This is a genomic window from Actinoplanes missouriensis 431 (genome assembly GCF_000284295.1).
GTDB lineage: Bacteria > Actinomycetota > Actinomycetes > Mycobacteriales > Micromonosporaceae > Actinoplanes > Actinoplanes missouriensis.
Map to the genome: position 1 here is coordinate 1,443,140 of NC_017093.1, position 25,765 is coordinate 1,468,904.

The window sequence follows — 25,765 nt, forward strand, 5'->3', positions numbered from 1 at the left end:
TCCGAAGAGACGCCAGGCGGCGGCGATCCTCCCCGTGGAGAGTGAGGATCACCGCCGCCTGACTGGTTCGGCTGCCTGCGCTGGGGTGGGGGCGACCCCGTTGTCAGCCGACCGTTGGGGCACCCGATGGATCGCCCGTTCCCCTGATCCGATCCACCGGGTGCCGGCTCTCATCTTCCGTGGCGGTCCCGCTCGAAGCCGCTGTCGGATCCGCCGTTGAGACCGCCGTCGGATCCGCCATCAGAGCTGCCGTTGGATCCGCCGTCGGGTCCGCCATCAGAGCCGCCATAGGTGCCGCCGTCGCCCGGCCACTGCGGCGTCGCGGAAAACCCGGCCCGCGGCCTGCGGAATTCGCTGCAGAAGCGCTCCACCCGCTCCCGCCGGCCGGCCCGCTCGATCAGCTCACCGAACCGGTCGTCGTTCAGCGCCCGGCTGCGCCCGTCCCGGTCCCGTCCGTCGAACTCGCGGCACAGGCCGGCGAGGTCGGCCCGGGGCTTCGCGGACGACGGCGGCTTCGTCGACGGCGACACCTTCGGACGCGGCGAGAAGGCGCGCGGCGAGGACGGTGACGACGAGGACGGCGACAGCGAGGACGGTGACGGCGAGGACGGCGAGGGCGACGGTGACGACGGCGACGGCTTGGCCGACGAGGACGCGAAGATCGGGCTGGGCAGGCTCCCGGTGGACGCGGCGACCGCCACCCCGCCGACGGTAGCCGTGGTGGCGAACGCGGCCGCCGCCACCTTGAAGCTGAGGAACCTGAGCATCGGCCTCCCCCGGGCCGCCGCCGGAGCGGCGACAGCGGACCGGAACGCGGCCATCGCCGCGGCCTCGCCGGCCAGTTCCCGCTCGGTGGCGGGCGCCTTCGCCGCGGACAGCACCTCCGCCACGGGATGCCCGGGCACGCCGCCGCGCAGCAAACTCTCCGCGGTCTTCCGGTCCATCGGGCCTCCTCTCTCGGGGCTGCTCATCTCATCTCCTTCAGCGCCGGCGCCGCCAGATGTGTCACCGGCGGGGGTTTGCGCTGCTCAGGCACGCTCAGCCGATGTGCGAGCTGGCGCAGACCGCGGTAGGCGGCGGTGCGGACCGCGCCGGCCCGGCGTCCCAGGATCCGCCCGGTGGTCTTGGCGTCGAGGCCGACGACGACGCGCAGCATCACCGCTTCGGCCATCTCCTGGGGGAGGCTCGCGATCAGGGCCAGCGCGGCGTCGGTGGTGACCATCTCCAGCGCCCGGTCGGCGGTGTCGTCGTCGGCGCGCATCTCGGCCAGATAGTCGTCGGCCGGCCCGGAGGGCTGCGGACGCCGGCGCTGGGCGCGCAGCAGGTCCATGGCCCGGTGCCGGGCAATCGTCGCGGTCCAGCCCCGGAACCCGTCGCCGTCACCTTTGAAGGAGTGCAGGTCACGGGCGATCTGCAGCCACGCCTCCGACGCCACGTCCTCCGCGTCGTCGCCGACGAGCACTCGCAGATAGCGGAGCAGCGCCGGTTGCTGCAGGCGGTAGAGCTGCCGGAACGCGTTCTCGTCGCCGGACTGCGCGGCGCGCACCACAGCGTCGAGCTCCCCCGGTGCCAGCATGCGACCTCCGCGCCTCTCCCCGTCCAGCACTGTCCGGAGCTCACCAGGGCAGGAGGGCTCCCGTGGTTACAGCGCCGGGCCGCGAAAATGTGTCACAGCCACTCCGGGGGAGAAAATCCCGCCGCGCCTGAAGACGTGGTAGATCGTCTCCGATACGGTCGGGTGCTGACATCGTGCGACAAGGGAGAAGCCGTGCTGGAAGACCTGCTTGAGGGCGCCGGACGGAGCATCGTTTTCGGTCTGGTCGGCATCGGCCTCATGGCGGTCGGCTACTTGCTGATCGACCTGCTGACCCCGGGCAAGCTCAAAGACCTGATTTTCGTCGAGCGCAACCCCAACGCGTCGCTGCTGCTGGCCGCGAACCAGCTGGGCATCTCGGCGATCGTGTTCACCGCCATCTTCACCAGCTACGAATCGTTCGCCGAAGGCCTCGCCTCGACGGTCCTTTTCGGTCTGGTGGGCATCGGCATCATGGGCCTCGCCTTCCTCGTCCTGGACTGGATGACGCCGGGCAAGCTCGGTGAGGTCATCTGCACCCCGGAGCGTCACGGCGGCGCGCTGGTGAGCGCCGCGTCCCACTTCGGCGCGGCCCTGATCGTCTGCGCCTGCATTTCCTGACGGTCCGATTTCCTGACGGTGGTTGCGGCAGGCGCTCCGGCGCCTGCCCCTTCCCGGGTACGGGGTCAGCCCCCGGTCCCCGAGGATTTCAGCCGAATCTGTGCACGTCGATCACCAGCTTGCCGGTGGTGGACCGGCCCTCCAGGTCGGCGTGGGCCTGCCCGACCGCGCCGAGCGGGTAGCGCCCGCCGATCCGGGCTCGCAGCACACCCCGCCCGGCCAGGTGGAACAGCCGCGCGGCACTGGAGGCGAAGATCTCTTCGTCGTCCAGGACCCGCTGCAGCCGGAACCCGAGCACCCCGGTCGAAGCCGTCATCAGATCGTCCACGGCCACCGTGGTGCTCACGTCACTGGCTCCGCCGTACGCCACGATCCGCCCGAAGGGCGCCAGCGCAGCCCGCAGCCGTTCGAACGTCTCGCCCCCGACGCTGTCCAGCACCAGCGTCGGCGCCGCGCCGAGGGCCTGGCGCACCGCCGAGCCCAGGTCGGGATGCCGGGAGTCGACCGCCGCGTGCGCGCCGAGCTCCACCGCGGCCGCCCGTTTCGACGGCGACGAGGCGAGCGCCACCACCCGGGCGCCGGCCCAGCGGGCCAGCTGCACCGCGAGGTGGCCCACCCCGCCCGCGCCGGCCGTCACCACGACCAGATCGTCGCCGTCGACCCGGCCGAGTGTGTGCAGGCTGTGCCAGGCGGTCAGCCCCTGTTCCAGCACGGCGAGGGCCTGCTCGTCGGTGACCGCGTCCGGCACCGGCACGGTGTGCCGGCGCAGCGGGGCGGCGACCTGCGCGTACCCGCCCCCGGCGGGCAGCAGCGCGGCCACCCGCCGGCCGTCGGCCCGCCGCCGCCCGACGACGTCGGCGCCGAGCACGGCCGGGAGTGGCGGTTGTTCGTGCTCACCGCGCCGCCGGTGGACGTCGGCGTAGTTCACCCCGGCCAGCGTCACGTCGACGATCCCGGTGTCCGGGCCGGGCGCCGGCTCGGCGATCTCGTCCAGCGCGAACACGCCGGGGCCGCCGAACGCGGTGATCACTGCGGCGAGCATGTCTTCATCAAACAGGACCCGATAGCCTCGACGGGTGGGCAGCGCACTAGTCATCGAGAACGACCCCAGCGACGACCTCCGGCGGCTCGGCGATTGGCTGACCGAGGCCGGGTTGGAGCTCACCGTGCTCCGGCCGCATGCCGGCGACGCGGTGCCCGAGACGCTCGACGGGTTCATCGCCCTGATCGTGCTGGGCGGCGACCAGAACGCGTACGCGGATGAGTCGGGTGTTCCCGGCGCGCCGTGGTTCCCCGCCCTGGAAGGGCTGTTGCGCAAGGCGGTGCGCTACCGCGTGCCCACCCTCGCGCTCTGCCTCGGCGGGCAGTTGCTGGCCGCCGCGCACGGTGGCCGGGTGCGGCTCGGCGACGCCGGTCCGGAGATCGGTCCGGGCCTGGTCGGCAAGCGGGACGCGGCCGACACCGATCCGCTCTTCAGGTGGATGCCGCTGATGCCCGACGTGATCCAGTGGCATCGGGACGAGATCGCCGATCTGCCGATGAGCGCGGTGCTGCTCGCTGCCTCCAGCCGGTACCCGAATCAGGCGTTCCGGATCGGCGATCGGGCATGGGGCACCCAGTTCCACATCGAGTGCGACGCCGCGATGATCGAGTCCTGGGCCCGCGCCGACGCCGCCACGCTGGACGAGCTCGGTTACGACCCGGAGTCGGTGGTGCTCGCCACGGCGGACGCGCTCGCCGACGTCGAGGAGGTCTGGCAGCCGTTCGCGCAGCGGTTCGCCGCGCTGGCCCTCGGCACGCTGCCGGACGCCGACATACCGAACCCGGGGACCGCCCGGACCCTGCCGCTGCTGGGCCAATGACCAGGCCCAGCCGGCTCGCCCGGTACGGCTTCGCCGACAACGGGATCCGCGCCACCGACCTGCTCGGCGCGGAGGGGCTCCGGCTGTGGGACGCCGAGGCGCACGCACCCGCCGACACGGCGGCTGCCGACCTGCTCGACGCGCTCTCCAAGAGCGCCGATCCGAACCTCGCGCTGCGCCAGCTGCACCGGCTCGCCGACTCGGCCGGCCGGGCCGCCGAGCGCAGCAACGGCAACCGGGTCGCCGGTCCGGGCAGCGCCCTGGTGCACAACACCGCCACCGAGGAGCTGCTCGGTGCGCTCCAGCGCGACCAGGGCCTGAAACGGCGGCTGGTGGCCGTGCTCGGCGCCTCGGCCGCGCTCGGCGATCACCTGGTGGCCAATCCCGACGAGTGGCGGACGCTCGCCACCGGCAAGACCGGGCTGCCGCCGGACGCCGAGGGCCGGCTCGCCCTCGACGACTCGATGGGTGACGGGCCGCCGACGGTGCCGGCGTTGCGTACCGCGTACCGGATCTCGCTCCTGCGGATCGCCGCCGCGGACCTGACCGGCGGCCGCGGCCTGGAGCCGACGATGGCCGCGCTGTCCCGGCTGGCCGACGAGACGCTCGCGGCGGCTTATGCGATAGCGGTGGCCGGTCTGCCGGAGGGGACGCCGGAGCCGCGTCTCGCGGTGGTGGCGATGGGCAAGTGCGGCGGCAACGAGCTGAACTACGTCTCCGACGTCGATGTGATCTTCGTGGCCGCCGGCGACGAGGATTTGACCGCCGGCACCACCGTGGCGGCCCGGCTGATCGAGATCTGCGGTCTGGTCGCCTGGCCGGTGGACGCGGCGCTGCGCCCGGAGGGCAGCCGTGGCCCGCTGGTCCGCACGCTCGCCAGTCATCAGGCCTACTACCGGCGGTGGGCGCGGACCTGGGAGTTCCAGGCGCTGCTGAAAGCCCGGCCGGCCGCCGGTGACCTGGCCCTCGCGCAGGCCTGGCTGGCCGACCTGGCGCCGCTGGTCTGGCACGCGGCGGAGCGCCCGGAAGCCGTGGCCGACGTCCGCGACATGCGCCGCAAGATCATCGACAACGTGCCGGCGAAAGAAGTGGACCGCGAGATCAAGCGCGGTCCGGGCGGGCTGCGGGACATCGAGTTCGCGGTGCAGCTGCTGCAGCTCGTGCACGGGCGGGTGGACGAGACGCTGCGGGCGCCGGGGACGCTGCCGGCGCTGCGGGCCCTGGTCACCGGTGGTTACGTGGGCCGGCAGGACGGGGAGACGCTGTTGCGCGGGTACCGGTTCCTCCGCGGCGTCGAGCACCGGCTGCAACTGCAACAGCTCAAACGTACGCACACCGTGCCGGACGATGCGGCGGGTCTGCGCTGGCTCGCGGCCGCGCTCGGCTACACCGCGATGCCGGGCCGGGACGCGGTCGAGGCGTTCCGGTCGGACTGGGTCGGCCACGCTGCGAACGTCCGCCGGCTGCACGTGAAGCTGCTCTATCAGCCGCTGCTCGAAGCGGTGGCCCGGGTGCCGGCCGAAGAGCTGCGGATGACGACCGAGTCGGCGCGCAATCGCCTGGAGATCCTCGGTTTCGCCGACCCGGCCGGTGCGCTGCGGCACCTGGAGTCGCTGACCGGCGGCGTCACCCGGACTGCCGCGATCCAGCGCACGCTGCTGCCGATGTTGCTGCAGGACTTCGCCGACGCCCCCGAACCGGATCGGGGCCTGCTCAGCTACCGGCAGGTCTCCGACAAGCTGGGCAGCACCCCGTGGTACCTGCGGTTGTTGCGCGACGGCGGCCCGGTCGCCCGCCGTCTGGCCCGGGTGCTCAGCCTTTCCCGGTACGCGACCGACCTGCTCACCCGCGACCCGGAAGCGCTGCGCCTGCTCGCCGACGACGGCGAGCTGCAGCCCCGGCCCCGCCAGGCGCTGCTGGACGGCTTCGCGGCGGCCGCCGACCGGCACAGCGATCCGATCAAGGCGATCGGCGCGGTCCGCGCGCTGCGCCGGCGGGAGCTGTTCCGGATCGCCTGCGCCGACATCCTGAGCCACGGCGACGACCTGGCCCCGGACCGCCCGCTGGACGTCGACGCGATCGGCGCGGCCCTCTCCGACGTCACCGACGCGACGCTCGGCGCGGCCCTGCGGATCGCCCGCCGGTCCAAGCCGGGCCCGGACGGCCTCCGGTTCGCGATCATCGGGATGGGCCGCCTCGGCGGGTACGAGATGAGTTACCCCTCCGACGCCGACGTGCTCTTCGTCTTCTCCCCGCCGCCGGGCTCGGCGGACAGCGGGGCCAGCGCCGCCGCGCACGCGATCGCCGAGGAGCTGCGGCGGCTGCTGCAGGCACCGGCGCCGGACCCGCCCCTCGGCGTCGACGCCGATCTGCGCCCGGAGGGCCGGCAGGGTCCGCTGGTCCGCAGCCTGCAGGCCTACCAGCAGTACTACGCGCGCTGGTCGAAGGTGTGGGAGGCGCAGGCGCTGCTGCGGGCCCGGTTCGTCTGCGGCGACGCGTCGCTGGGCGCCGAGTTCGAGGAGCTGGCCGACGGGGTCCGCTACCCGTCCGGCGGGCTCACCCGGGAGCAGGTCGTCGAGATCCGCCGGATCAAGGCGCGGGTGGAGACCGAGCGGCTGCCTCGCGGCGCGGACCCGAACACGCACACGAAGCTGGGCCGTGGCGGTCTGACCGACGTCGAGTGGGCGGTGCAGCTGCTGCAGCTGCGGCACGCCCACGCCGCGCCGGAACTGCGCAAGACCAGGACGAAGGAGGCGCTCGAGGCGGAGTGCGAGGCCGGGCTGGTGGACCGGGGGGACGCCACCGAGATGGCGGCCGGCTGGACCCTGGCGGCCCAGGTGCGCAACGCGCTCACGCTGGTCCGCGGCCGGCCCACCGATCAGCTGCCCCGGCACGGGGCCGAGCTGGCGGGCGCGGTGCTCCTGCTGGGCGGCGGTGACCCGGGAGAGTTCGTCGACCGGTACCTGCGGCTGACCCGGCGGTCCCGGGCCGCCATGGAACGCGTCCTGGAGTCCTGATCAGCACTTCGCGGAGGTGGCTTCGCCCCGCAGAATGCGGTAACCGCCGTCGGTGCTGATCGTGTAGCTGACCCGCCAGTCGGTGCAGGTCTCGTCGAGGCGCCCGTCCGGCCCGTCGCCGCGCTCCTGCTCGCTGCGGAACGTCACGTCCGCGCCGAGCAGCCCGGCACCCAGGTCGGTCAGGTCGCGCAGCACCACGGCGGAGTCCTTGGCGGTCGCCGTCCCGTCGGTGAACCGAGCCATCTGGTTCGGATCGTCCGGGTCGAGCTCGCCGTCCGGGTCGAGCACCGAGGCGACCCGTGCGTAGTCCTTCGCGTTGATCCCGGTGAAGTAGGTCTCCAGCATCGCGACGACCGCCGCGGCGCGCGGGTGTGTCACGTCGGCCTCGACCGTGACCAGCTTCTCCGCCTTCTCCGCCTTCTCGGCCTTCTCCGGCCGGCGGGTGCGTTCCAGTGCCGGCGGTCCCTGGACGGTCGCCTGCTCGGCGCGGGTCGGCGCGTCGCCGGTGGACTCCAGCAGCCGTGGGCCGCCGAGGACGGCGGCGGCGGCCAGGGCGGCGATCAGCACCACGATCGGTACGGCGGGGAGCACGCGCCGGGGGAGCAGCCGCCGGTGGGGCGTCGGTCCGGGACTGTCGGCCGGTTCGGGAATCCAGGCCGCCTGCGGTTCGGCGGGTGGGGGCCAGGCGCGCTCGGTCTCCTCCGGCTGATCGCCTTTCTTCGGCTGGTCGCTTCTCTTCGGCTGGTCGCTTCTCTTCGGCTGGTCACTTTTCTTCGGTATGGCCGTCCAGGGGCGGGCCGCGGCCACCTGGGGCGGGGCGTTTCGTGGTGCGGGTGGCTCGTCCCGGAATCCGGGCGCGTTCCGGGGTTCCCATCGCGCCGGAAGCGGGGGGAGCGCGTCCCACCGGGTCGGCTCGGTGCTCCGCGCCGGGCGCCCGCACGTGTCGCAGACGTCGGGAACGCCGTCGTTCGTCTCGCCACAGTTGCCGCAGATCCACATGCGCCGTTCTTTCTGGAAAGACCAGTCAGGAACTTCAGTGAATCGCGTTGCGGGAAGCTGTGGAAACGTCGCTACGGGTGACGTTTCCGCCGATCAACCGACCCGGGTGACGGATTACCAGCCGATTCGCGAATCAATTTCAGCGAGCGGCGGCGGCAATTACCCGGGTGAGCGCGGCGTGAACGTTTCTCAATTCTTCGAGCGGCATGCCGAGGCGCTCGACGACGGCCGGGGGAATGCGCTCGGCGTCGGCCCGCAACGCCCGGCCCCGCTCGGTCAGCGTGATCGCCAGGCTGCGCTCGTCGGCCGGGTCCCGCTCACGCCGCAGATAGCCGATCGCCTCCAGCCGCTTCAGCAACGGGGAGAGGGTCCCGGGGTCGAGCTGCAGCAGCTCGCTGAGCCGGCGCACCGAGAGCGGGGCGTGCTGCCAGAGGGCGAGCATCACCAGGTACTGAGGGTGGGTCAGACCCATCGGCTCGAGCAGCGGGCGGTAGATCGCCACCACGCTGCGGGCGGCGACCGACAGCGCGAAGCAGACCTGTTGCTCCAGAGCCAGGGGGTCATCACTCACTTGCGTTTCTCCTCAGGTCACCGGCTACTCTACCAATAGTTAGCGCACCAACCATTGGACTGCAAACCTTCGGAGGCGAGCGTCGTGTCGAAGTTCTCGGACTGGTTCCACCGGACGTTCGACGACTGGGCCTTCCGGTCGCTGATCGGGCCCGCCCAGACCAAGGGCGCCGTGCAGGGCTGCGACGCGGAGGCCCGGGAGCAGTGGAAACGTGACCTGGAGAACCGCAAGCGCTACACCCGGGAGCAGCGCGAGCGCCGCAAGGCCGCCCGCCGCTGACCGGCGTCAGATCAGGCTGCTGCTGAGCGTGTAACGGCCGGGGCCCGGCACGCGTACCCGGGTCCACCGCCCCTCGGCTGCCACCGCGGCCCCGCCCGAGGCGGTCAGCGAACGGTGGTGCCGCACCCGCACGAGCACGTCCGTGCCGCCGGAGCCGGCGGCCGGGACGTCGAAGACCACCGAGGCGGCGTCCTGCCGGACCAGCACGGCCGGCGCGGTGACGAGCGGGCGGGCGCCGGTCACCGCGTACAGGCGCCAGTGGGCGTCGGTCCAGACCAGTGACAGGTACGGCAGACCACCCGTCACCAGCCGCGCCTCGGCCCGTCCCGGCCAGGCCAGTTCCGCGTCCGGCACCGCCACGAACGCGACGGCCTGCTCGTCCAGCCACTGCTGGTAGCTGGCCGCGGTCAGTTCGACGCCCGTGCCGAGCGCGCCCGGCACGGTGGTGAAGAAGAGCGGGTTCCGGTCGATGTCGGCCTGCCGCAGCCAGCCCCGGGCCAGCGGCACGTCACCCATCGAGGCGGCCTCCCAGTAGGCCCGGGTCGGCGGGATCTCCACTCGTCCGGTCAGGCCCTCGGCGGCGAGCCGGTCGCGCAGCGGCTGGAAGTAGGCGGGGTCGGCCGTCGGGTTCCCGATGTCCCGCACGTCGTCGATCACCACCGGCGGCTGCCACCAGACCATCGCCGCGAGCAGGGCGACAAGAATCCCGGCGTGCTGTTTCTTACCGGCGTCCGGGATCTTCTTACCGGCGTCCGGGATCGCATAGGCGGCCAGGACCGGAATGCCGAACATCACCGCGAGACGTGTCGCGTTCAGCCCGACCGGCGTGTGGACCAGAGCGGCGGCGAGCACCCCGGCCGAGGAGAGCAGCGCGCCGGCCCGCACCGCGCGGATCGGCACCAGCGCGGCCACGACCAGGCCGGTCACCACCGCGCGGATGGTGTCGGTGCGGCTGATGTTCATCCACCCGCCGTCACCGAAGAGCAGCGAGATCAGCGCCAGCGGGACGGCGGCCAGCACGGCCAGCAACAGCCCGTCGCGCCGGCGCCGGTCCAGCATCAGCGCCACCCCGGCGAGCCCGGTGAAGAGGCCGGCGACCGGGCTCGACGCGCCGGCCAGGAACGCCGCGAGCGCCGCGAGGCGGCGCAGCCTCGGCACGGTGAGCAGGACCAGCGCGGCGATGGCGAAACAGACCCCGATCCCGTACGTCACCCGCCCGCTCACCAGGTTTCCGGCGAACCCGGCCGTCCCGAAGGCGGCGCCGAGCCACGGCCGGGCCGCTCCGGTCCGCCGGAACAGCACGGCGAGCAGCACCGAGCCCACCACCAGGGTGAGCACGCCCGTCACGCGCACGCCGAGCAGGACCATCACCGGCTGTGACACCAGGCTGTAGCCGAACTGCTCGACACCCGCGTACCAGCGCAGGTCGACCGGGGTGAAGCCGTGCCCGGCGAAGAAGTCGGCGCGCGCCACCTGGGCGGCCAGGTCCGAGCCCATCCGGGGGAGCATCAGGTAGACGACGCCGAGGATCGCCGCCACCAGCGCGGTGATCCACTCCAGCCGGTGCCGGGCCCACATCCCGCTGACCCTACCGGTTTCTCATAGGTAGCAGCCTGTCACGGTAGGGTCTTCGCCATGCCCCGTCCGTTCCTCGTCCGATACGCGGGACTGGCAGGCAGTCTGCTGCTGGCGGTGGCCGCCTGGCTCGGCGGCGCCTCCAGCCCGTGGAAACCGAACGTGACGCCGGGCACCATCTTCGCGGGTGCGAACGGGGTGCTGCTCCCGGTCAGCTGGCTGGTCGGGACGCTGCTGCTGATCGGCGCGTGGTGGGCCGGGCGCCGGCACGTCCCGTCGGTGCGGTGGGCATTCGTGACGGCGGCCCTCTGGGCGGCGCCACTGCTGCCGTTCCTGCCACTGGCGAGCTACGACGTCTACTCGTACGCCTGTCAGGGGTGGCAGCAGGCGGCGGGTCTCGACCCGTACCAGGGCGGTCTTGATCTTTTGGGTTGCCCCTGGCCGGACGCCGTCTCGCCGACCTGGCGGCAGACGCCGGCGCCCTACGGCCCGGTGTTTCTCGTGCTGGCGGCGCTGGCCGCGAAGCTCGGCGGCGGCTCGCTCCCGTTGACCGTCGCGCTGCTGCGGCTGATCGCGGTGATCGGCGTCGCGGTGATCGGCTGGTGCCTCCCGGTGCTGGCCCGGCGCGCCGGTGTGCCGCCGGAGCGGGCGGTCTGGTTGGTGCTGGCGTGTCCGCTCGTGCCCATTCACCTGATCTCCGGTGCGCACAACGACGCGGTCATGATCGCGCTCATCGTGGCGGGCCTGACAGTCGCCCAGGCCGCTACCACTTGGCCGAAAATGGTCGCTGCGGGCGTTCTCCTCGGGCTCGCCGTCGGGGTGAAGGCGACGGCCGTGGTGGTGCTGCCGTTCGCGCTGCTGCTCCTGCCCGGCCGCCTGTGGCAGCGGGTCCTGGCGCTCGGCGGATCGGCCCTGGCGGCGCTCGCGGGCGTCTCGCTGGTCGCCGGCCTCGGTCTCGGCTGGGTGACGGCCCTGTCCGGAAGTGGCGTGTCGGTGCAGTGGACCTCGCCACCCACCGCGGTCGGCCTCACCCTGGAGCTGCTCGGCGTGCCGAGCGCCGTGCCGGTGACCCGGGTGCTGGGAGTGATCACGCTGGCCGTGGTCCTCGTGGTGCTCTGGGTACGCGCCCTGACCCGTTCCCCCCTGCATCACGCCGGGCTGGCCCTGGCCGCGACGGTCCTGCTCGCCCCGGTGTTCCATCCCTGGTACGCGATCTGGCCGCTCGCCGTGCTCGCCGCGACGCTGCGCACCGAGACCCGCTGGCTGGTCGCCCCGTGCGCGGTGGCGGCTGCTCTCTGCCTGCCGGACGGGTACAACCTGGCCCTCGTCACCAAGGCGCAGGGTGCCGTCGGCATGACCGTGCTCGCCGGTTTTCTAGCGTGGAAAGTCCTGCATGAAGCGAAAAATAACCCTCGTCGGCCTGGTGTTGCTCACGGTGGGGGCGATCGTCCTCACCGGGCTCCGTAACGAGTTCTTCGACTCCAAGGTCTACCACGGCGCGGTCCAGTACTGGTTCCGCGACGGTGGCATGGTCTACGACTTCCTGCGACCGGGGACGCCGTACGGATTCACCTATCCGCCCTTCGCCGGCCTGGTCATGGCCCCGATGGCGTACCTGCCGATCCTCGCGGTTGCGATCATCGCGACGCTGGCCACGGTCGGGACCACGGTGCTGCTGGTGAAGTGGCTGGGCGGGTCGATCGTCAAACGGATCGGGTTCGGCGCGGCGGTCTGCCTGGCGCTGCTCTTCGAGCCGGTCCGCGAGACGATCACCTTCGGACAGGTGAACGTGCTGCTGCTCACGCTTGTCACCGCCGACATGATCTTCGGCGTGGCGCGCGGGCGGAAGTGGGCGGGCGTGGGCATCGGCCTGGCCGTGGCGATCAAACTGACCCCCGGCGTCTTCATCCTCTATCTGCTGGTCACCCGGCGCTGGCGGGCGCTCGCCACGGCGATCGGCTCGGCGGCCGGGGCGACGCTGCTGGCCGGGGCGCTCTTCCCGGACGAGTCCCGGGAATTCTGGACGTCGGCGCTGTGGGACACCAACCGGGTGGGGCTGCTCTACTACCTGTCCAACCAGTCCGAGCGAGGGCTGCTGGCCCGGTTGCCGATCGAGACCGTGGAGTCCAAGGTCTGGCTGGTCTGCGTGCTGGCGACGCTCGCGGCCTGGGGATGGCGGGTCTTCCGGTCGCCGGACGACGTCGTCGGCGGGCTGGCCCTCACCGGCGTGCTCGGCTGCCTGATCAGCCCGGTCACCTGGATCCACCACTGTGTCTGGCTGCTGCCGGCGCTGATCCGCTGTGTCGACCACGGCCGCCCGTACCTCGGCATCTCCGGTTATGTCCTGATGACCTCCCACCTCACCTGGTGGTGGGAGAAACGGCCCCGGCCGCCCCTGGAGCTGCTCGGCGGCAACATTTATGTCTGGTTCAGCCTGGCTCTGCTCTTCTGGACACCCCTCGGCACCCGCCGTTCGTCTGAAATCCACGAGACGGACAAGATCATCGCGTAGTCAGTGGCCATGTCCATTCGCCGTACCACCTCGGCGGTTGTCTCCGTAGTGGCGGTAGCCGCGGTCGGCAGCGTGCCCACCGCGGCCGCCGCGCACGGTTACGCCAACAGCTTCGAGCGCCTCTCCACGTTCCCCGCCTACCTGAACACGTCGATCGACGACACGGCGGCCGCCGAGATCTCCACCGTCACCGAGGACGGCCGCACGGTCGTCTACACCGACAGCCCCGGCAAGCGCCTCGGCTTCGTCGACATCACCAACCCGTCCAAGCCGCGGCCCGCCGGTGTCCTGAGCGTCGGCGGCGAGCCCACCTCGGTCGCGCACCTGGGCCGCCTGCTGCTCGCCGGGGTCAACACCCGGACCAGCTTCACCGAGCCGTCCGGCAAGCTCGTCGTGATCGACTCGGTCACCCGTAAGGTCGTCCGTGAGCTGGACCTCGGCGGTCAGCCGGACTCGGTCGCGGTCGCGCCGAGCGGTCGCTACGTCGCGGTCGCCATCGAGAACGAGCGCGACGAGGACGTCAACGACGGGGCCCTCCCGCAGGCGCCGGGCGGGTGGCTCTCGGTGATCGACACCAAGACCTGGAAGGTTTCCAAGGTCTCGCTCGATGGGCTGTCGGAGGTTGCGCCGACCGACCCCGAGCCCGAGTACGTGAGCATCAACTCCCGTGACGAGGCTGTGGTGTCGTTGCAGGAGAACAACCACCTGGCCGTCGTCTCCCTCGCTTCGAAAAAGGTCGTTTCCAACTTCTCCGCTGGAAGCGTCACGGTCAGCGGTGTTGACAGGCTGGATGACGACACCATTGCGCTGAACGGCACGATCACCGCGAAGCGCGAGCCGGACGGCGTCGCCTGGATCACCGACGACCTGTTCGCCACCGCCAACGAGGGTGACTACGAGGGCGGCTCCCGCGGCTGGTCGATCTTCAACAAGAAGACCGGCAAGGTCGTCTGGGACGCCGGCAACACCCTCGAGCACATCGCCGTCGAGCACGGCCAGTACCCGGACAAGCGCTCCGACGCCAAGGGCATCGAGGTCGAGAACGTCGCGTTCGGCAAGCTCGGCGGTGTCCCGTACGTCTTCGTGAACTCGGAGCGCGGCAACTTCACCGCCGCCTACGACGTCTCCAAGCCGTCGAAGCCGAAGTTCAAACAGCTCATGCCGACCAGCAACGCCCCCGAGGGCGTCGTCGTCGTGCCGAACCGGAACCTCGTCGTCGTCTCCAGCGAGGAGGAGGACCCGTCGATCGGCATCCGCGGCTCTATCCAGATCTTCAAGCTGGACAACCCGGACTCCGACACTCAGATCTCCTCCACCTCCTCGATCCCGTGGGGTGCGCTCTCCGCGCTCTCCCCGGTCCCGGGCAGCTGGGACAAGCTGGTCTCGGTGACCGATTCGGTCTACACCCCGACCCGCATCCTCACCCTCTCCACCGAGGGCGTGATCTCCAAGCAGCTGACCGTGACCAAGAACGGACAGCCCATCGGGTACGACGCCGAAGGTCTCGTGGCTCGCAAGGGCGGCGGTTACTGGCTGGCCGTGGAGGGCTCCTCCTCGACGCCGAACCTTCTGGTGCGCCTCAACGCCGCCGGAGCCGTCCAGGAGGAGATCCCGCTCTCCGCCGACGTCGCCGCCACGATCACCAGCAACGGCCTGGAGGGCGTCGCCGAGACCGGCAAGTACGTCTGGGTGGCCGTCCAGCGCGCCATCAAGGGCGACCCGGCGAACACCGCCCGGATCGGCCGTTACGACACCACCACGAAGACCTGGTCGTGGCTGCTCTACCCGCTCGACACCGCCCCCACCGGCTGGGTCGGCCTCTCCGAGCTGGTCGCCGTCGACGGCAACACCTTCGCGGTGATCGAGCGCGACAACCAGCGCGGCACCCTCGCCGCGGTCAAGAAGATCTACACCTTCGACGTCCCGTCGTCGTGGACCGGCCTGCCGACCGTGACGAAGAAGCTGCGCAAGGACCTGCTGCCGCAGCTGAAGGCGACGAACGGCTGGGTGCAGGACAAGGTCGAAGGGCTCGCGGTGGCCGGTAACGGTCGCACGTACGCGGTCACCGACAACGACGGCCTCGACGACGCCACCGGCGAAACCGTCTTCCTGAACCTGGGCCGCCTGCTCTGACGTCCTCCGACATGGCGCCGGTGTCTCCGCCGGCGCCATGTCGCCCGTGCTTCACTGGTGGATCGTGGATGTCGAGGTGCTTCCCGGGACGCCTGGCCTGACACTGGACTCGGTCGCGCATGTCCTCGTCCCTGGTCACGGGCGTGACGCCACCGGAGCCGGCCTCAACCCGGGCGGAGCGGATCGCTGCCGGGTGGCCGCCGCCCTGGGCGTGCCCGGACGCATCGTCTGCTCCGGGTACAAGTCGCCGATCGATCACAAAGGGACACAGTGGACGACGACGGAGGCGCCCGGTGAGATCTTCCAAGGTGTGCCCGAAGCCGACCTGATGCGCGCCTGGCTGATCGAGGCCGGCGTAGCACCACATGTCATCCGGGTGGAACGGCACTCCGTCGACACCGTGACGAACCTGCTCCGCGCCGAGCACGAGGGCCATTTCGGCGACGACCGTCCGGTGGCCGTCGTCGCCCAGCGCGGACACCTCCGCCGCATCCTGTCGGTGGTGGCGCCGCGCACGCTGCGTCGTCCGTACCTCGGGGTCGTGGTTCCCGGCGCCACTCGCGAAACCCCGCTGGCCGCGCTGGTGAGCCGCCTGATCAGCGCACGCCTGCCACCCGATCCAGCGGCGGCAATCACCACCGCAACCCGAAGATCCCAACTGCTGTGGCGTACGGCCGAACAACTCGGCAAACGCACCTACCACTGACCCCGGTTCCCCGCCCGGCGGCGCCCGGCCGTAGCTGAGCCACGTGATCGAGCCGGGATAGGCGTGATGGTCTACGGCTCGCAGCACCCGGCCGTAGCCCAGCCATGTGATCAAGCCGGGTTAGCCGTCGTCGTCTACGGCTCGGAGCGCCCGGCCGTTGCTTAGCCAGGTAATCATGGCGGGAGACCTGCGTGGGCTACGGCTCGCGGCTCGCTGCCCGGCGCTCGAACGGGCCAGCCGGATCGAGCGCCCGGTGCGGTCGGCTGACGCGAAACAGCGGCCACGTCGGCTGGGAGCCGAGCATGACCGCCGTTCCTGGCGTCGTGCGCACGATCAGATCAACAGGCGAACCTGCTGGTCGTCACTAGACGTTGTAGTACATCTCGAACTCGTGCGGGGTCGGGCGCAGCCGGACCGGGTCGATCTCGTTGGTGCGCTTGTAGTCGATCCACGTGGAGATCAGGTCGTCGGTGAAGACGCCACCGGCGGTGAGGAACTCGTGGTCGGCCTCGAGCGAGTTGAGCACCGCGTCGAGCGAGCCCGGCACCTGCTTGACGCTGCCCCACTCCTCCGGCGGCAGGTCGTACAGGTCCTTGTCGATCGGCGCCGGCGGCTCGATCTTGTTCTTGATGCCGTCGAGGCCCGCCATCATCTGGGCGGAGAACGCCAGGTACGGGTTCGACGACGGGTCCGGCACGCGGAACTCGACGCGCTTCGCCTTGGCGTTGCTGCCGGTCACCGGGATGCGGGTGCAGGCGGAGCGGTTGCGCTGCGAGTAGACCAGGTTGACCGGAGCCTCGTAGCCGGGCACCAGGCGCCGGTAGGAGTTGACGGTCGGGTTGGTGAACGCCAGCAGCGACGGCGCGTGGTGCAGCAGGCCACCGATGTACCACCGGGCGGTGTCGGACAGGCCCGCGTAGCCGGTCTCGTCGTAGAACAGCGGCTCGCCGGCCAGCCAGAGGCTCTGGTGGGTGTGCATGCCCGAGCCGTTGTCGCCGAAGAGCGGCTTCGGCATGAACGTCGCCGTCTTGCCGTGCTCCCACGCGGTGTTCTTGATGATGTACTTGAACAGCTGCATCTGGTCGCCGGCGTGCAGGAGCGTCGAGAACTTGTAGTTGATCTCGCCCTGGCCCGCGGTGCCGACCTCGTGGTGCGAGCGCTCGACGGTGAAGCCGGTGTCGATCAGGCGGCGCACCATGGCGTCACGCAGGTCGGAGTAGTGGTCGACCGGGGAGACCGGGAAGTAGCCGCCCTTGTACGCGGTCTTGTAACCGCGGTTGCCGCCCTCTTCCTCGCGGCCGCTGTTCCAGGCGCCCTCGATCGAGTCGATGTAGTAGTACGCCTGGTGCGCCGAGGTCTCGTGACGGATCGAGTCGAAGATGTAGAACTCCGCCTCGGCGCCGAAGTAGGCGGTGTCGGCGATGCCACTGGAAGCCAGGTACGCCTCGGCCTTCTTCGCCACGTTCCGCGGGTCACGCGAGTAGGCCTCGCGGGTGAACGGGTCGTGGATGAAGAAGTTGAGGGCGAGAGTCTTCTGGATGCGGAACGGGTCGACGAACGCCGTGGCGACGTCGGGCAGCAGCATCATGTCGGACTCGTGGATGGCCTGGAAGCCGCGGATCGAGGACCCGTCGAAGGCGAGGCCGTCGGTCACCACACTGTCGTCGAACGACTCGACCGGGATGTTGAAGTGCTGCATCACACCCGGGAGGTCACAGAACCGTACGTCGACGAACTTGACGTCCTCGTCTTTGAGGTATCGCAGGAGTTCCTCGGGATTGGCGAACACACGTCCTCCTGGCACAGTTTTCCGATACCGGGCGGCATGGGCCGCCACCTGGCAAGGCTGGTCGCGACGTTATGGGTCGGCGGTTGCCCCGGCGTATCCCTATTGTTTCTGCCGTGTTACGGACTGGGCCGGGAGCGCACGGCTAGAGCGCGCGCTGATCACTCGGACACTATCGCGTAACCTCGGAAGACGTGGCTGCTTCCGTCAACGAGTCCCCCGTCGCGCCCACGGGCCTGGAGCCTGCCGGGCTCGGCCCGCGACTGGCCGCCATTGTCATCGACTGGGTCCTCTGTCTGCTGATCGCCAGCATCTATGCCAGCCCGGCTGAGGCGGCCTGGCCGCCGGTCGTGATCCTGGTCGTGGCCAACACCTTCTTCCTCGGGCTCTTCGGCCAGACGCCGGGGATGCGCCTCACGCGCATCCGCTGTGCTTCATATCCGGACGGGGGAGTGATCGGTCTGCGCCGCGCCGCGATCCGTGGCGTGCTGCTCGGCCTTTTCATCCCCGCGATGATCATGGATGGGCAGGGGCGTGGCCTGCACGACCGCGCCGCCGGATCCATCGTGGCAGCGATCCGGCGCGGCTGACACCCCCGCAGCCATGAAAAGAACTGATGGCTGCCACAAGCAGATTTCATTGGCGGTCGCGGTCTTCCTCGGCGGATTCTGAAGCGGACGAACCACCGACCACGCCTCCTCCCGGCGTCCGCACTCCGAAGGCCTGCTCATGCGTGACCAGATCGTCCGGCTCCCGCACCGGGACCGGCTCCCCGCCGAAACGCCGCCTGCCCAGCTCGGGCGCCACAGTCCCATCCGGTCTGGTGGCAGCCGGGCTGCGCAGCCCCCACAGTCCTTCACTCGGCCGAGCTCGTTCCGGCGCGCCGATCACACCGGGCGCCACAGGCGGCCGCTGCTCCTCGCCGCCGAGCCAGTCAGCCCAGGGCGTGCCACGATCCCGCCGTGACGGTTGCGCCGGCTGCACGCCGGGCCCCGCGGGCGAGACCGGCCGGTTGAGGACCGGTGGTGTGGCTCCGGGCCGGTTCCCGGCGCCTCGGCCTGCGGCCGGGCGCGTCTCTTCCGCGCTGCCAGGCTGTGCCGCGCGCTCCCCGGCAGGATTTTTGAGTACGGGGGGAGCAGCGGAACCCGGCGTCCGTCCAAAGGTGTCGTAGCCGGTCCGAGCAGCGGTCCCGGAGTTCAAGCCCGGGAGCCGGTCGGGCGAGGTGGACGGCCGGTCCCCATGGGGCGGCACCGGACCAGCAGGCGCCCTGCCGGGTCCGCCGGCCCGTCCCGTTCCGCCGGGCGTCGCCGGTCCGTTGCCCGGAGGAGTGCCCGCGCGTCCGCCGTCTGGCAGGTTCCCGGCTCGCCCGCCACCCGGCGCGCCGGGCAGGGGTCCGCGTCGGCCACTGTCGGGGGCGCCCGGGATGCCGGTCCTGCCCGAAGCGGCGGGCCTGCCGGGGAAGCCCGGGGTGCCTGGCCTGCCGGTTTTTCCGGGGCCGCCGGGCGTGCCAGCTCTGCCGGATGTTCCGGGAGAACCTGGCGTGCCGGCTCTGCCTGCGGGCCCGGATGCGCCGGGGGTGCCTGCTCGGCTCGTTGTGTCGGGCGTGCCGGGCCTGCCGGACGGGCCCTGAGCACCGGGTCGGGTTGACGGGGGTACGCCGGGGATTGTGCCCGGTGTGGTGCCGGGGCGTCCGGGCTGTTGGGTGACTGGCGTGGTGGGCCGGGTGCCGGGGCGGCCCGGCTGTGGGGTTTGCCGCGCCTGCTGCGGAAACGGCAGAGGCGGTTGCCCCGGGCGGCGGATGTCCCGGCCCAGGGGCGACTGACCTGCGGGTGTCTGGCCTGCGGGTGCCTGGCCTGCGGGTGCCTGACCGGTGGGTGTCTGGCCGGCGGGGCGGCGCAGGGAACGGCCCGGTGGCGGGGCGCTGCCGGGCGGGGGGACTACACCCGGGGCTCTGCCGGGGCGGCCGAACTGTCCGGGCAGGGGCGGGCGGATCGTGGTGGGAGGGAGGTTGCCTGGGCCGGTGTGTCCGGGCGGGATGACGCTCGGCGGGACGGTTCCGGGCACGGTGCCGGGTGGAACGGTTCCCGGGGGCGTCACTCCGGGCGGGATGACGCCGGGTGGGAACGTGCCGGGCGGGAAGCCACCGGGGGTGGGGATCTGGCCGGGTGGTTGCACGCCGGGAGGTACCGCGCCGGGCGGCAGCGTGCCGGGTGGCGTGAGTCCGGGCGGGATGGATCCGGGCGGAGTCAGGCCGGGCGGGCGCAGGCTGGGCGGGACGGTTCCGGGCGGCTTGAGGCCGGGCGGGACGGCGCCGGGCGGGGTCACGCCGGGCGGCCTCAGGCCGGGGGGAGTCTGTCCAGGCGGGATCACACCCGGCGGGGCAGCGCCAGGCGGGAGAGCGCCGGGAGGAAGAGCGCCGGGCGGGATCGCCGGCGGGTTGGCTCCGGGGACGTTCTGGCCCGGTGTGTTCTGGCCCGGTGCGTTCTGGCCGGGCTGGTTGATGCCGGTCTCGTTGGAGACCGGTGACGTGGTGAAGCCGGGGCCGTTCTGGCCCGCCGAGTCGGCCGGCAGGTTGCCGGTGGGAGGGAGGGCTATGGGTTGACTGAGCACGGCGTTCATGGGCTGGACCGGCGGGCCTACGCCGCTGGCGACCACGGCGATGTAGTCGAAGAACTGGTCGGCGTAGCGCTGCGCCAGGACCTGGGCTTCGCGGCGGTAGCGTTCGCGGATCTCGGTCTGGTCCTCTTTGACATCTTCGGCGCGGGCGGCGTTCCAGCTCACGCCGCTGGTCAGGAACGAGCCCAGGTTCTCGCCGAAGCTGACGTTCTCGGCGTCGCGGAGTTCGCGTTCGTAACGGGCCAGGAGCAGGTCCAGGTCGCGGCGAGCGTCCAGCGAGACGTTGACCATGTGGCGGAGGGCGGTGATGTTGTTCTGGGCGGCGTCCATCCAGACGTCGAGGTAGGTGAGGGTCTCGCCGGGACCGCGGCGCAGGAACGCGTCGCGCGCGGCCGGGGACTTCCAGTGTTCGTCCTGCAGGACGGTGCTCTGCTGGACGACGAAGGTACGGACGTCGGCCATCAGTGACCAGGCGTTCTGCCACTGGTCGGCGAGGGCGGCCATCTGTTCCGGGTGCAGGTTCCGGATCTTGGTGGCGACGGCCTCGACGGTGAGGGGGTTGCCTGGGCCGGGCCTCGGTGTGGCCGGCATCGGTGACGGCGGGTGCGTGCCGTAACGCAGCTGGCCGCTGTACGGGCTGTACCCGTAGTTCGGATCGGCGGTGGCGCCCCAGTACTCGCCCATCGGATCAGCCGCTCACAACCGGGCCGGAGGTGCGCGTACCGGTCGACACCCGGTTCGTCTCCTCCAGCAGGCCGCTCTCGTCCGGCTGGAACGTGCTGGTCGTGCTCTCCCTCGTGACGGGATCGACCTTCTCCGTGGTCAGGCTCGTCGTCCTGCCCTCGGCGTCGACCGTTTCGGTGGTCTGCTCGGTGACGGTCGATCCCTCGTACCGGGATCGGGTCTCGGTCGTGGCAGTGAGCTTGCCGTCCGCGCCGAAGGTCTCCACCGTCGTGGTCCGGATCGGGCCGTCGACGCGGTGCGATGTGCGGGTGGTGGTGGCCGACACCGTCTCGCCGCTGCGATCGACGATCGTGGTGGTGGCTGTCGTGACTCCGCCCGGCACGGACACTGTGGACACCTCGCGCCGTTCGCCGTTCGGGCCGGTCGACGTCTGCACGGTCTGGTACGCGGAGACCGGGGTGACCGGGCCGTCCCGCCAGAGCGGGCTGTTTGCCGGAGGAGGCGCGGACGCACCGGCGGAGCCTGCCATCTGCTGCTCGACGTACGTGGCACCGAGGTTCTCCGGAAGCCCGGCCGGGCGGGGCACGCTCTTGTCGCCGAACGCGAACAGCACGTCGTTCAGGGACGCTGCGGAAACCGCGTCGCCGGACCGGTAGCTCTCCGCGATCGTCTGTGCGGCGCTCGCCACGTTGCCCAGCGACTCGGCCAGCTTGCTCAGGTAGACACCGAGCTCGGCGGCGTTCCCCTGCAGACCGGCCCGGACGGCGTCGGCTTCACCGAGGACATCGCCGTTGAAGGCGCCGTCCGGCATCTCGCTCAGCGGAGTGAGATATCGGGAGCGTGCCGCTATGTCGGCTTGCTGACTGGCGAGGAGCCGCGCGTATTCGCGGAGACCGTCGAGATCGACGTCCACGGCGGGGCCGCCGCGCAGCCAGGGCGTGGCCGTGTTCGCCGACGTCTGCTGCGGATACGGGTTCTCGGTGCCCATCACGCCTCCCCGTTCTCGATCGCTGGTAGTGATCGGGTGACGCTGGAGAGTACGCACTCCTCCGGGAACCGGTTCGAACCGTCTCCGTCCGGCCGGCGTACGGGAGGGCATAACCCACTTCCGAGGGCTGGGGAGAAAGGCAATGGCAGGTTTCGGGCAAGTCCACGCCACACAGGAACAGCTCACCGCGATGGCGAACCGCTGCGGTGAGACCGGGCAGAGCATCTCGCAGGGCATGAACCGGGTGATGGGCCAGATTCAGGCTCTCAGCGGCGGGGCCTTCGCCGGTACTGCGAACAACGCGCTCCAGGACGTCTCGGTGCAGCTCAACGACGGCCTGTCGAAGATCATGAGCGCTCTCGACGAACTGGCGGGCAAGATGTCCGCCGCGTCCACGACCTACGGCGTGAACGACGAGGAGGCAGCGTCGTCGATCCGCGGTGCCGCCGCCGGCGCCGACAGTTCCGTCGTCAGCATCCTTCGCGGCTGAGTGCGCGCGACCGAGATCGGGGAGAACCGACATGAACATCACCTACAACTTCGGCCAGATCACCGAGACCTCCGCGGCCATCAACACGTTCCAGAACCAGATGGACCAGCAGCTGAACGACCTGTACACGGCGTTCACGCAGCTCTTCGCCGCGGACTGGACCGGCGCCGCCGGCACCGCCTGCGACGAGGCGCGGCAGAAGTGGAACCAGGGCGCCACCGAGATCAAGGCCGCGCTGGCGGGCGTCGGCGTCAAGCTCGGTGCGTCGTCCGAGCGGATGCAGCAGGTCGACCAGCAGATCGCCGCCAACATGTGAGTTCCGCACGGACGGATGACCGGCCGCCGGTGATTGCCGGCGGCCGGTCCGCATCCGGCGGGCTGTCAGGACCGCCCCACCCGAGTCGGAACGCCGCCGGCGAGGAAAGCCGCCGACCAGGCAAGCCGCCGACCCCGGGAGCCGCCGGTCGGAGGAGCCGCCGGTTGGAGGAGCCGCCGGCGGGTGGGGGGCGGCGCTGAGAACCGGCCGGTGTGGACAGGGCTTCGGAGGTGGTCGTCATGAGGAAAGCGGCATTCGTCGCCGTCGCGGCGCTGGCCGGCGCGCTCACACCCGGGGCGGCCGTCGCGGCCCCCGGCGTCAACTGCGCCCCGCCGGGGGAGAGCGAGGTCGCCGCCTCCTGGGCACGTTCGGTTCTCCGGGCCGACGCCCTCGGGACCGTCGCGGACGGGAGCGGGGTGCGGGTCGCGGTCCTGTCGACAGGGGCGGACGCGGGCCAGCCGCTGTTGCGGCAACGGGTCCTGAACGGCGTGGACGCGGTGGACGGTGGCTTCGCCAACGACGACTGCACGGGTACGGGTACGCAGGTTGCCGGCGTGATCGTGGGCCGGCCGGGGGATGCCGGCATGGCGGGGCTGGCCCCGAATTCGCGGGTTCTGCCGATTCGGGTGCAGCTCGACGACCCGCTCGGATCCGAGGCCGACCCGGATGCGCTGGCACGTGGCATCAACCAGGCCGCCGGAAACGGCGCGGACGTCGTGGTGGTGGTCAGCCCGGTCTACCGGGACGACACCGACCTGGCGAACGCCGTCGAGGCCGCGATCGACCAGGGCGTCGTCGTGGTGGCGGCAGCCGGTGATCAGGGCGGGGCCGATGAGGGGAACCCGACGCCGTACCCGGCGGCGTACCGGGACGTGATCGGGGTCGGCGCCATCGATCAGAACGGGCGGATCTGGCCGGATTCGCAGCGCGGTGACTTCGTCGATCTGGTGGCGCCCGGCGTGGCCGTGCCCACTCCGCAGACCGGTCGCGGACTCGTCGAGGTGAGCGGCACCGGGGTGGCGGCCGGGTTCGTGGGCGCTGCGGCGGCGCTGGTTCACGATCGGCGGCCGAATCTGAGCGCGCGGGAGGTCGGGCGGCTGCTGACCGGTACGGCCGGGCCGGCGCCGGCGGGACCCGCATTCGGCGCCGGGGTGGTGGATCCGTATGCGGCGATCACCAGTCAGCTGGTTCCGGCGGAGCGCCGGGCGCTGCCGGGGGTCGAGGCAGTGCCACCGCCGGACACCGCTGCGGAGGGCCGGCGGCGTGCCTACGCGTTGAGCGGGGCCGGGGTTGCCGGGGTTCTTGTCGTGATGGTGATCGTCATGGCTGCGGCGATGCGGCGGAGCCGGCGACAGCGGTGGCGGCCGGGGACGGCGTCCGTGTTGCCGGTGCGCGAGGAGCCGCTGGAGCCGGGCCCGCCGGTGATGTTGCTGGACGAGCGCAGATGATGCGGCGGCACGTCCGGAAGCTTCCAAGATCGCGGAGATAAGGGGAGCGCGACGGAGACGGGGTGCGGAGGCGGCGCGCGGAGGTGGCGCGCGGAGGCGGGGCGCAAAGCCCGGGCGCAAGGCGGGGTCGCATAGGCGGGCCGCGTGGAGGTGGAGCGCGCTCCAGAGCGAGAGGCCGTGCGGCGTCTGGCTGACCCGTGGGAAACCGGGAAGCGTCCGTCTCACTCCACTGTGGTGGCCGCCGGCTTCAAGGCTTCCGCCGGGTCCAGCGTCACCCCCGCCGGGATCGCGTTCACGAGGGCCGTCGGCACGTCGATCGCGCTCTCCGGCGCGTAACCCAGGAGACTTGCCACGTCCGGGTCGGAGAGCGCATGCCGTACCCCCGAATCGGTTATCAATTGGACGCCACCGGCGGCCCGTACCAGCTCGAATCGCCCCGCGGGAACCTGGACCGCGTCGGCCAGCGCGCGTCCCCCCTGCGTCGCGCCGCCCGTCGGCACTGCCGCGTTCAGATCGGCCACCGGCACGCCGACGGTCAGTGACGGCGGGGCAGTCGCGTCACCGGTGACCGCGCACGCTGCTTCACCGGCGCCGAGCGTGGACAGTTCCGGGACGGACGGCGGGCCCTGGACGGCCGGGTCGGCGTCCGGGTCGAGTGGCTGCGGGTCGAAGCGGGCCACGTCGGCGGCGGAGATCTCCTGCGGGTCGGCGGGGAACGCGGCTTCCAGCACAGCCTGTTGCAGCGCGGTGATCGGCGCCAGCCGGTCGTCCAGCACCAGGTAGAACTGGCGTCCGCCGGCCGTCTCGTTGAACAGCACGTCACCGTTGTCGAAGCCGTCGACGGCGCCCGAGTCGTCGCCGCGGTCGTCCACGTCGATCGGCTCGATGTCGGCGCCGGCCGGCAGGGCGTTGAGCCAGGCCACCCCGACGCCGGTCGGCTGCACCGCGCCGAACAGCGCGGGGACGGTGACCCGGGCGTTGCGGATCAGGTGTCTGCGGCCCTGCCAGATCAGGTTGGTGCCGCCGGCCGGGTCGCCCGCGACGAGCAGCCCGCGATCGCCGAGCGGGTCGCCGCCGGGGCTGCCGGCGCCCACGAGCAGCACCGACCGTGGTGGGTCGCCGGGCGCGGCGCACATCGTCCACGGCAGGCGGGCCTGCTGTTTCGCGTCGGGCAGGGAGGCCGGGGCGCCGGCGATCCCGATCGTCACGCCGCGGGGCACGTCGGTGAGCGATTTCGCGGCAACCCGGTAGACCTGCGGGTTGGGGCGGCCGGCGGCGAGTTTCGCGGACGTGAAGTTGAGTGCGGGGTGCAGCTTGTCGCGCAGGTAGACGAAGCTGGCGCCGGACTCGCGCTCGACGACCACCGAGCCGTCGGTCTGCCAGCGGTCCGGGCCGGTGCGGGTGAGCACGCCGTAGATGCCGAAGCCGGCGGCGACCAGGATCGCGACCATCAGGCCGCCGAACAGCGCGCCGATGCCGCGGCGCAGCGGGGATTGCGCCGGATCGGTTTCCCGCATCACGAACGCGGAGATCACCCGCTGGTTCATGAACTGGTAGGACTGGAGCTGGTCGCGGCGGGACGGCACGGT

The 25,765-nt window shown here is 71.6% G+C and carries 22 protein-coding genes; 13 read left to right on the forward strand and 9 right to left on the reverse strand.

Annotation, left to right across the window (positions count from 1 at the left end):
* Positions 1-170: 170 nt before the first annotated feature.
* Positions 171-944, reverse strand: coding sequence for a hypothetical protein (locus AMIS_RS40285; RefSeq protein ID WP_051041859.1), 774 nt, complete (start codon positions 942-944; stop codon positions 171-173).
* A gap of 23 nt (positions 945-967) precedes the next feature.
* Positions 968-1,576: an RNA polymerase sigma factor gene (locus AMIS_RS06820; RefSeq protein ID WP_014441469.1), complete on the reverse strand. Its 609-nt coding sequence runs from the start codon at positions 1,574-1,576 to the stop codon at positions 968-970.
* Positions 1,577-1,768: 192 nt separating this feature from the next.
* Here AMIS_RS06820 and AMIS_RS06825 point away from each other — a divergent pair, with 192 nt between their 5' ends.
* Entirely contained in the window at positions 1,769-2,194 is a 426-nt protein-coding gene (locus AMIS_RS06825) for a DUF350 domain-containing protein (RefSeq protein ID WP_014441470.1), read from the forward strand.
* Between the two features lie 88 nt (positions 2,195-2,282).
* Here AMIS_RS06825 and AMIS_RS06830 read toward each other — a convergent pair whose 3' ends face one another.
* On the reverse strand, positions 2,283-3,236 hold the full coding sequence (locus tag AMIS_RS06830; protein WP_014441471.1) for a quinone oxidoreductase family protein: 954 nt from the start codon (positions 3,234-3,236) through the stop codon (positions 2,283-2,285).
* Positions 3,237-3,270: 34 nt separating this feature from the next.
* Between AMIS_RS06830 and AMIS_RS06835 the strand changes: the two genes are divergently transcribed.
* Positions 3,271-4,056, forward strand: coding sequence for a type 1 glutamine amidotransferase (locus AMIS_RS06835; protein WP_014441472.1), 786 nt, complete (start codon positions 3,271-3,273; stop codon positions 4,054-4,056).
* On the forward strand, positions 4,053-7,073 hold the full coding sequence (locus tag AMIS_RS06840) for a bifunctional [glutamine synthetase] adenylyltransferase/[glutamine synthetase]-adenylyl-L-tyrosine phosphorylase (protein ID WP_014441473.1): 3,021 nt from the start codon (positions 4,053-4,055) through the stop codon (positions 7,071-7,073). Before AMIS_RS06835 ends, AMIS_RS06840 begins: the two co-directional genes overlap by 4 nt.
* On the opposite strand, the gene AMIS_RS42330 is transcribed toward AMIS_RS06840, so the two are convergent.
* Both AMIS_RS42330 and AMIS_RS06850 read right to left on the reverse strand, forming a co-directional pair.
* Complete coding sequence (locus tag AMIS_RS42330; protein WP_157434757.1) at positions 7,074-7,664, reverse strand: hypothetical protein; 591 nt, start codon at positions 7,662-7,664, stop codon at positions 7,074-7,076. It abuts the gene before it with no gap.
* A gap of 547 nt (positions 7,665-8,211) precedes the next feature.
* Positions 8,212-8,643, reverse strand: a complete 432-nt coding sequence (locus AMIS_RS06850) for a MarR family winged helix-turn-helix transcriptional regulator (RefSeq protein ID WP_014441475.1) — start codon at positions 8,641-8,643, stop codon at positions 8,212-8,214.
* An 84-nt stretch (positions 8,644-8,727) separates the two neighbouring features.
* Between AMIS_RS06850 and AMIS_RS06855 the strand changes: the two genes are divergently transcribed.
* Positions 8,728-8,922 carry a hypothetical protein gene (locus AMIS_RS06855; RefSeq protein ID WP_014441476.1) on the forward strand — a complete coding sequence of 65 codons (195 nt, stop codon included), beginning with the start codon at positions 8,728-8,730 and terminating at the stop codon, positions 8,920-8,922.
* Between the two features lie 6 nt (positions 8,923-8,928).
* Here the strand turns inward: AMIS_RS06855 and AMIS_RS06860 are convergent, their stop codons facing one another.
* Positions 8,929-10,500 carry a hypothetical protein gene (locus AMIS_RS06860; protein WP_014441477.1) on the reverse strand — a complete coding sequence of 524 codons (1,572 nt, stop codon included), beginning with the start codon at positions 10,498-10,500 and terminating at the stop codon, positions 8,929-8,931.
* Positions 10,501-10,557: 57 nt separating this feature from the next.
* Here AMIS_RS06860 and mptB point away from each other — a divergent pair, with 57 nt between their 5' ends.
* The 4 genes from mptB (at position 10,558) to AMIS_RS06880 (ending at position 15,848) form a co-directional block, all read left to right on the forward strand.
* Positions 10,558-11,964, forward strand: a complete 1,407-nt coding sequence (mptB, locus tag AMIS_RS06865; protein ID WP_014441478.1) for a polyprenol phosphomannose-dependent alpha 1,6 mannosyltransferase MptB — start codon at positions 10,558-10,560, stop codon at positions 11,962-11,964.
* Positions 11,891-13,009, forward strand: coding sequence for a glycosyltransferase 87 family protein (locus tag AMIS_RS06870; protein ID WP_014441479.1), 1,119 nt, complete (start codon positions 11,891-11,893; stop codon positions 13,007-13,009). The genes mptB and AMIS_RS06870 overlap by 74 nt, the downstream gene beginning before the upstream one ends.
* A 9-nt stretch (positions 13,010-13,018) precedes the next feature.
* A complete protein-coding gene (locus tag AMIS_RS06875; RefSeq protein ID WP_014441480.1) occupies positions 13,019-15,142 on the forward strand; it encodes an esterase-like activity of phytase family protein in 2,124 nt (707 codons plus the stop codon).
* 64 nt (positions 15,143-15,206) lie between these two features.
* Positions 15,207-15,848: a YdcF family protein gene (locus AMIS_RS06880; protein ID WP_172666566.1), complete on the forward strand. Its 642-nt coding sequence runs from the start codon at positions 15,207-15,209 to the stop codon at positions 15,846-15,848.
* Between the two features lie 364 nt (positions 15,849-16,212).
* Here AMIS_RS06880 and glnA read toward each other — a convergent pair whose 3' ends face one another.
* The gene (gene glnA / locus AMIS_RS06885; RefSeq protein ID WP_014441482.1) at positions 16,213-17,637 is read right to left on the reverse strand and encodes a type I glutamate--ammonia ligase; all 1,425 of its coding nucleotides are present in this window, start codon (positions 17,635-17,637) and stop codon (positions 16,213-16,215) included.
* 191 nt (positions 17,638-17,828) lie between these two features.
* Between glnA and AMIS_RS06890 the strand changes: the two genes are divergently transcribed.
* Positions 17,829-18,224: an RDD family protein gene (locus AMIS_RS06890; protein ID WP_014441483.1), complete on the forward strand. Its 396-nt coding sequence runs from the start codon at positions 17,829-17,831 to the stop codon at positions 18,222-18,224.
* Between the two features lie 2,008 nt (positions 18,225-20,232).
* Entirely contained in the window at positions 20,233-20,718 is a 486-nt protein-coding gene (locus tag AMIS_RS06895; RefSeq protein WP_041829597.1) for a hypothetical protein, read from the forward strand.
* A 220-nt stretch (positions 20,719-20,938) separates the two neighbouring features.
* On the opposite strand, the gene AMIS_RS06900 is transcribed toward AMIS_RS06895, so the two are convergent.
* Positions 20,939-21,922 (reverse strand): hypothetical protein, encoded by a 984-nt coding sequence (locus AMIS_RS06900; RefSeq protein WP_014441485.1) that lies wholly within the window; start codon positions 21,920-21,922, stop codon positions 20,939-20,941.
* 142 nt (positions 21,923-22,064) lie between these two features.
* Between AMIS_RS06900 and AMIS_RS06905 the strand changes: the two genes are divergently transcribed.
* From AMIS_RS06905 to AMIS_RS06915, 3 genes are all read left to right on the forward strand, one after another.
* Positions 22,065-22,412 carry a WXG100 family type VII secretion target gene (locus AMIS_RS06905; RefSeq protein WP_014441486.1) on the forward strand — a complete coding sequence of 116 codons (348 nt, stop codon included), beginning with the start codon at positions 22,065-22,067 and terminating at the stop codon, positions 22,410-22,412.
* A gap of 31 nt (positions 22,413-22,443) precedes the next feature.
* Positions 22,444-22,728 (forward strand): WXG100 family type VII secretion target, encoded by a 285-nt coding sequence (locus tag AMIS_RS06910; protein ID WP_014441487.1) that lies wholly within the window; start codon positions 22,444-22,446, stop codon positions 22,726-22,728.
* A gap of 239 nt (positions 22,729-22,967) precedes the next feature.
* Complete coding sequence (locus AMIS_RS06915) at positions 22,968-24,176, forward strand: S8 family serine peptidase (protein WP_014441488.1); 1,209 nt, start codon at positions 22,968-22,970, stop codon at positions 24,174-24,176.
* Positions 24,177-24,397: 221 nt separating this feature from the next.
* Here the strand turns inward: AMIS_RS06915 and eccB are convergent, their stop codons facing one another.
* Entirely contained in the window at positions 24,398-25,762 is a 1,365-nt protein-coding gene (gene eccB, locus AMIS_RS06920; RefSeq protein WP_014441489.1) for a type VII secretion protein EccB, read from the reverse strand.
* Between the last annotated feature and the right edge of the window lie 3 nt (positions 25,763-25,765).

Excerpts from the sequence above, each read along its gene's own strand:
- AMIS_RS40285 (WP_051041859.1), bottom strand. The coding sequence starts at position 944 with ATGGACCGGAAGACCGCGGAGAGTTTGCTGCGCGGCGGCGTGCCCGGG.
- AMIS_RS06820 (WP_014441469.1), bottom strand. The coding sequence starts at position 1,576 with ATGCTGGCACCGGGGGAGCTCGACGCTGTGGTGCGCGCCGCGCAGTCC.
- AMIS_RS06830 (WP_014441471.1), bottom strand. The coding sequence starts at position 3,236 with ATGCTCGCCGCAGTGATCACCGCGTTCGGCGGCCCCGGCGTGTTCGCG.
- AMIS_RS06840 (WP_014441473.1), top strand. The coding sequence starts at position 4,053 with ATGACCAGGCCCAGCCGGCTCGCCCGGTACGGCTTCGCCGACAACGGG.
- AMIS_RS06860 (WP_014441477.1), bottom strand. The coding sequence starts at position 10,500 with ATGTGGGCCCGGCACCGGCTGGAGTGGATCACCGCGCTGGTGGCGGCG.
- mptB (WP_014441478.1), top strand. The coding sequence starts at position 10,558 with ATGCCCCGTCCGTTCCTCGTCCGATACGCGGGACTGGCAGGCAGTCTG.
- AMIS_RS06870 (WP_014441479.1), top strand. The coding sequence starts at position 11,891 with ATGAAGCGAAAAATAACCCTCGTCGGCCTGGTGTTGCTCACGGTGGGG.
- AMIS_RS06875 (WP_014441480.1), top strand. The coding sequence starts at position 13,019 with ATGTCCATTCGCCGTACCACCTCGGCGGTTGTCTCCGTAGTGGCGGTA.
- AMIS_RS06900 (WP_014441485.1), bottom strand. The coding sequence starts at position 21,922 with ATGGGCACCGAGAACCCGTATCCGCAGCAGACGTCGGCGAACACGGCC.
- AMIS_RS06905 (WP_014441486.1), top strand. The coding sequence starts at position 22,065 with ATGGCAGGTTTCGGGCAAGTCCACGCCACACAGGAACAGCTCACCGCG.
- AMIS_RS06910 (WP_014441487.1), top strand. The coding sequence starts at position 22,444 with ATGAACATCACCTACAACTTCGGCCAGATCACCGAGACCTCCGCGGCC.
- AMIS_RS06915 (WP_014441488.1), top strand. The coding sequence starts at position 22,968 with ATGAGGAAAGCGGCATTCGTCGCCGTCGCGGCGCTGGCCGGCGCGCTC.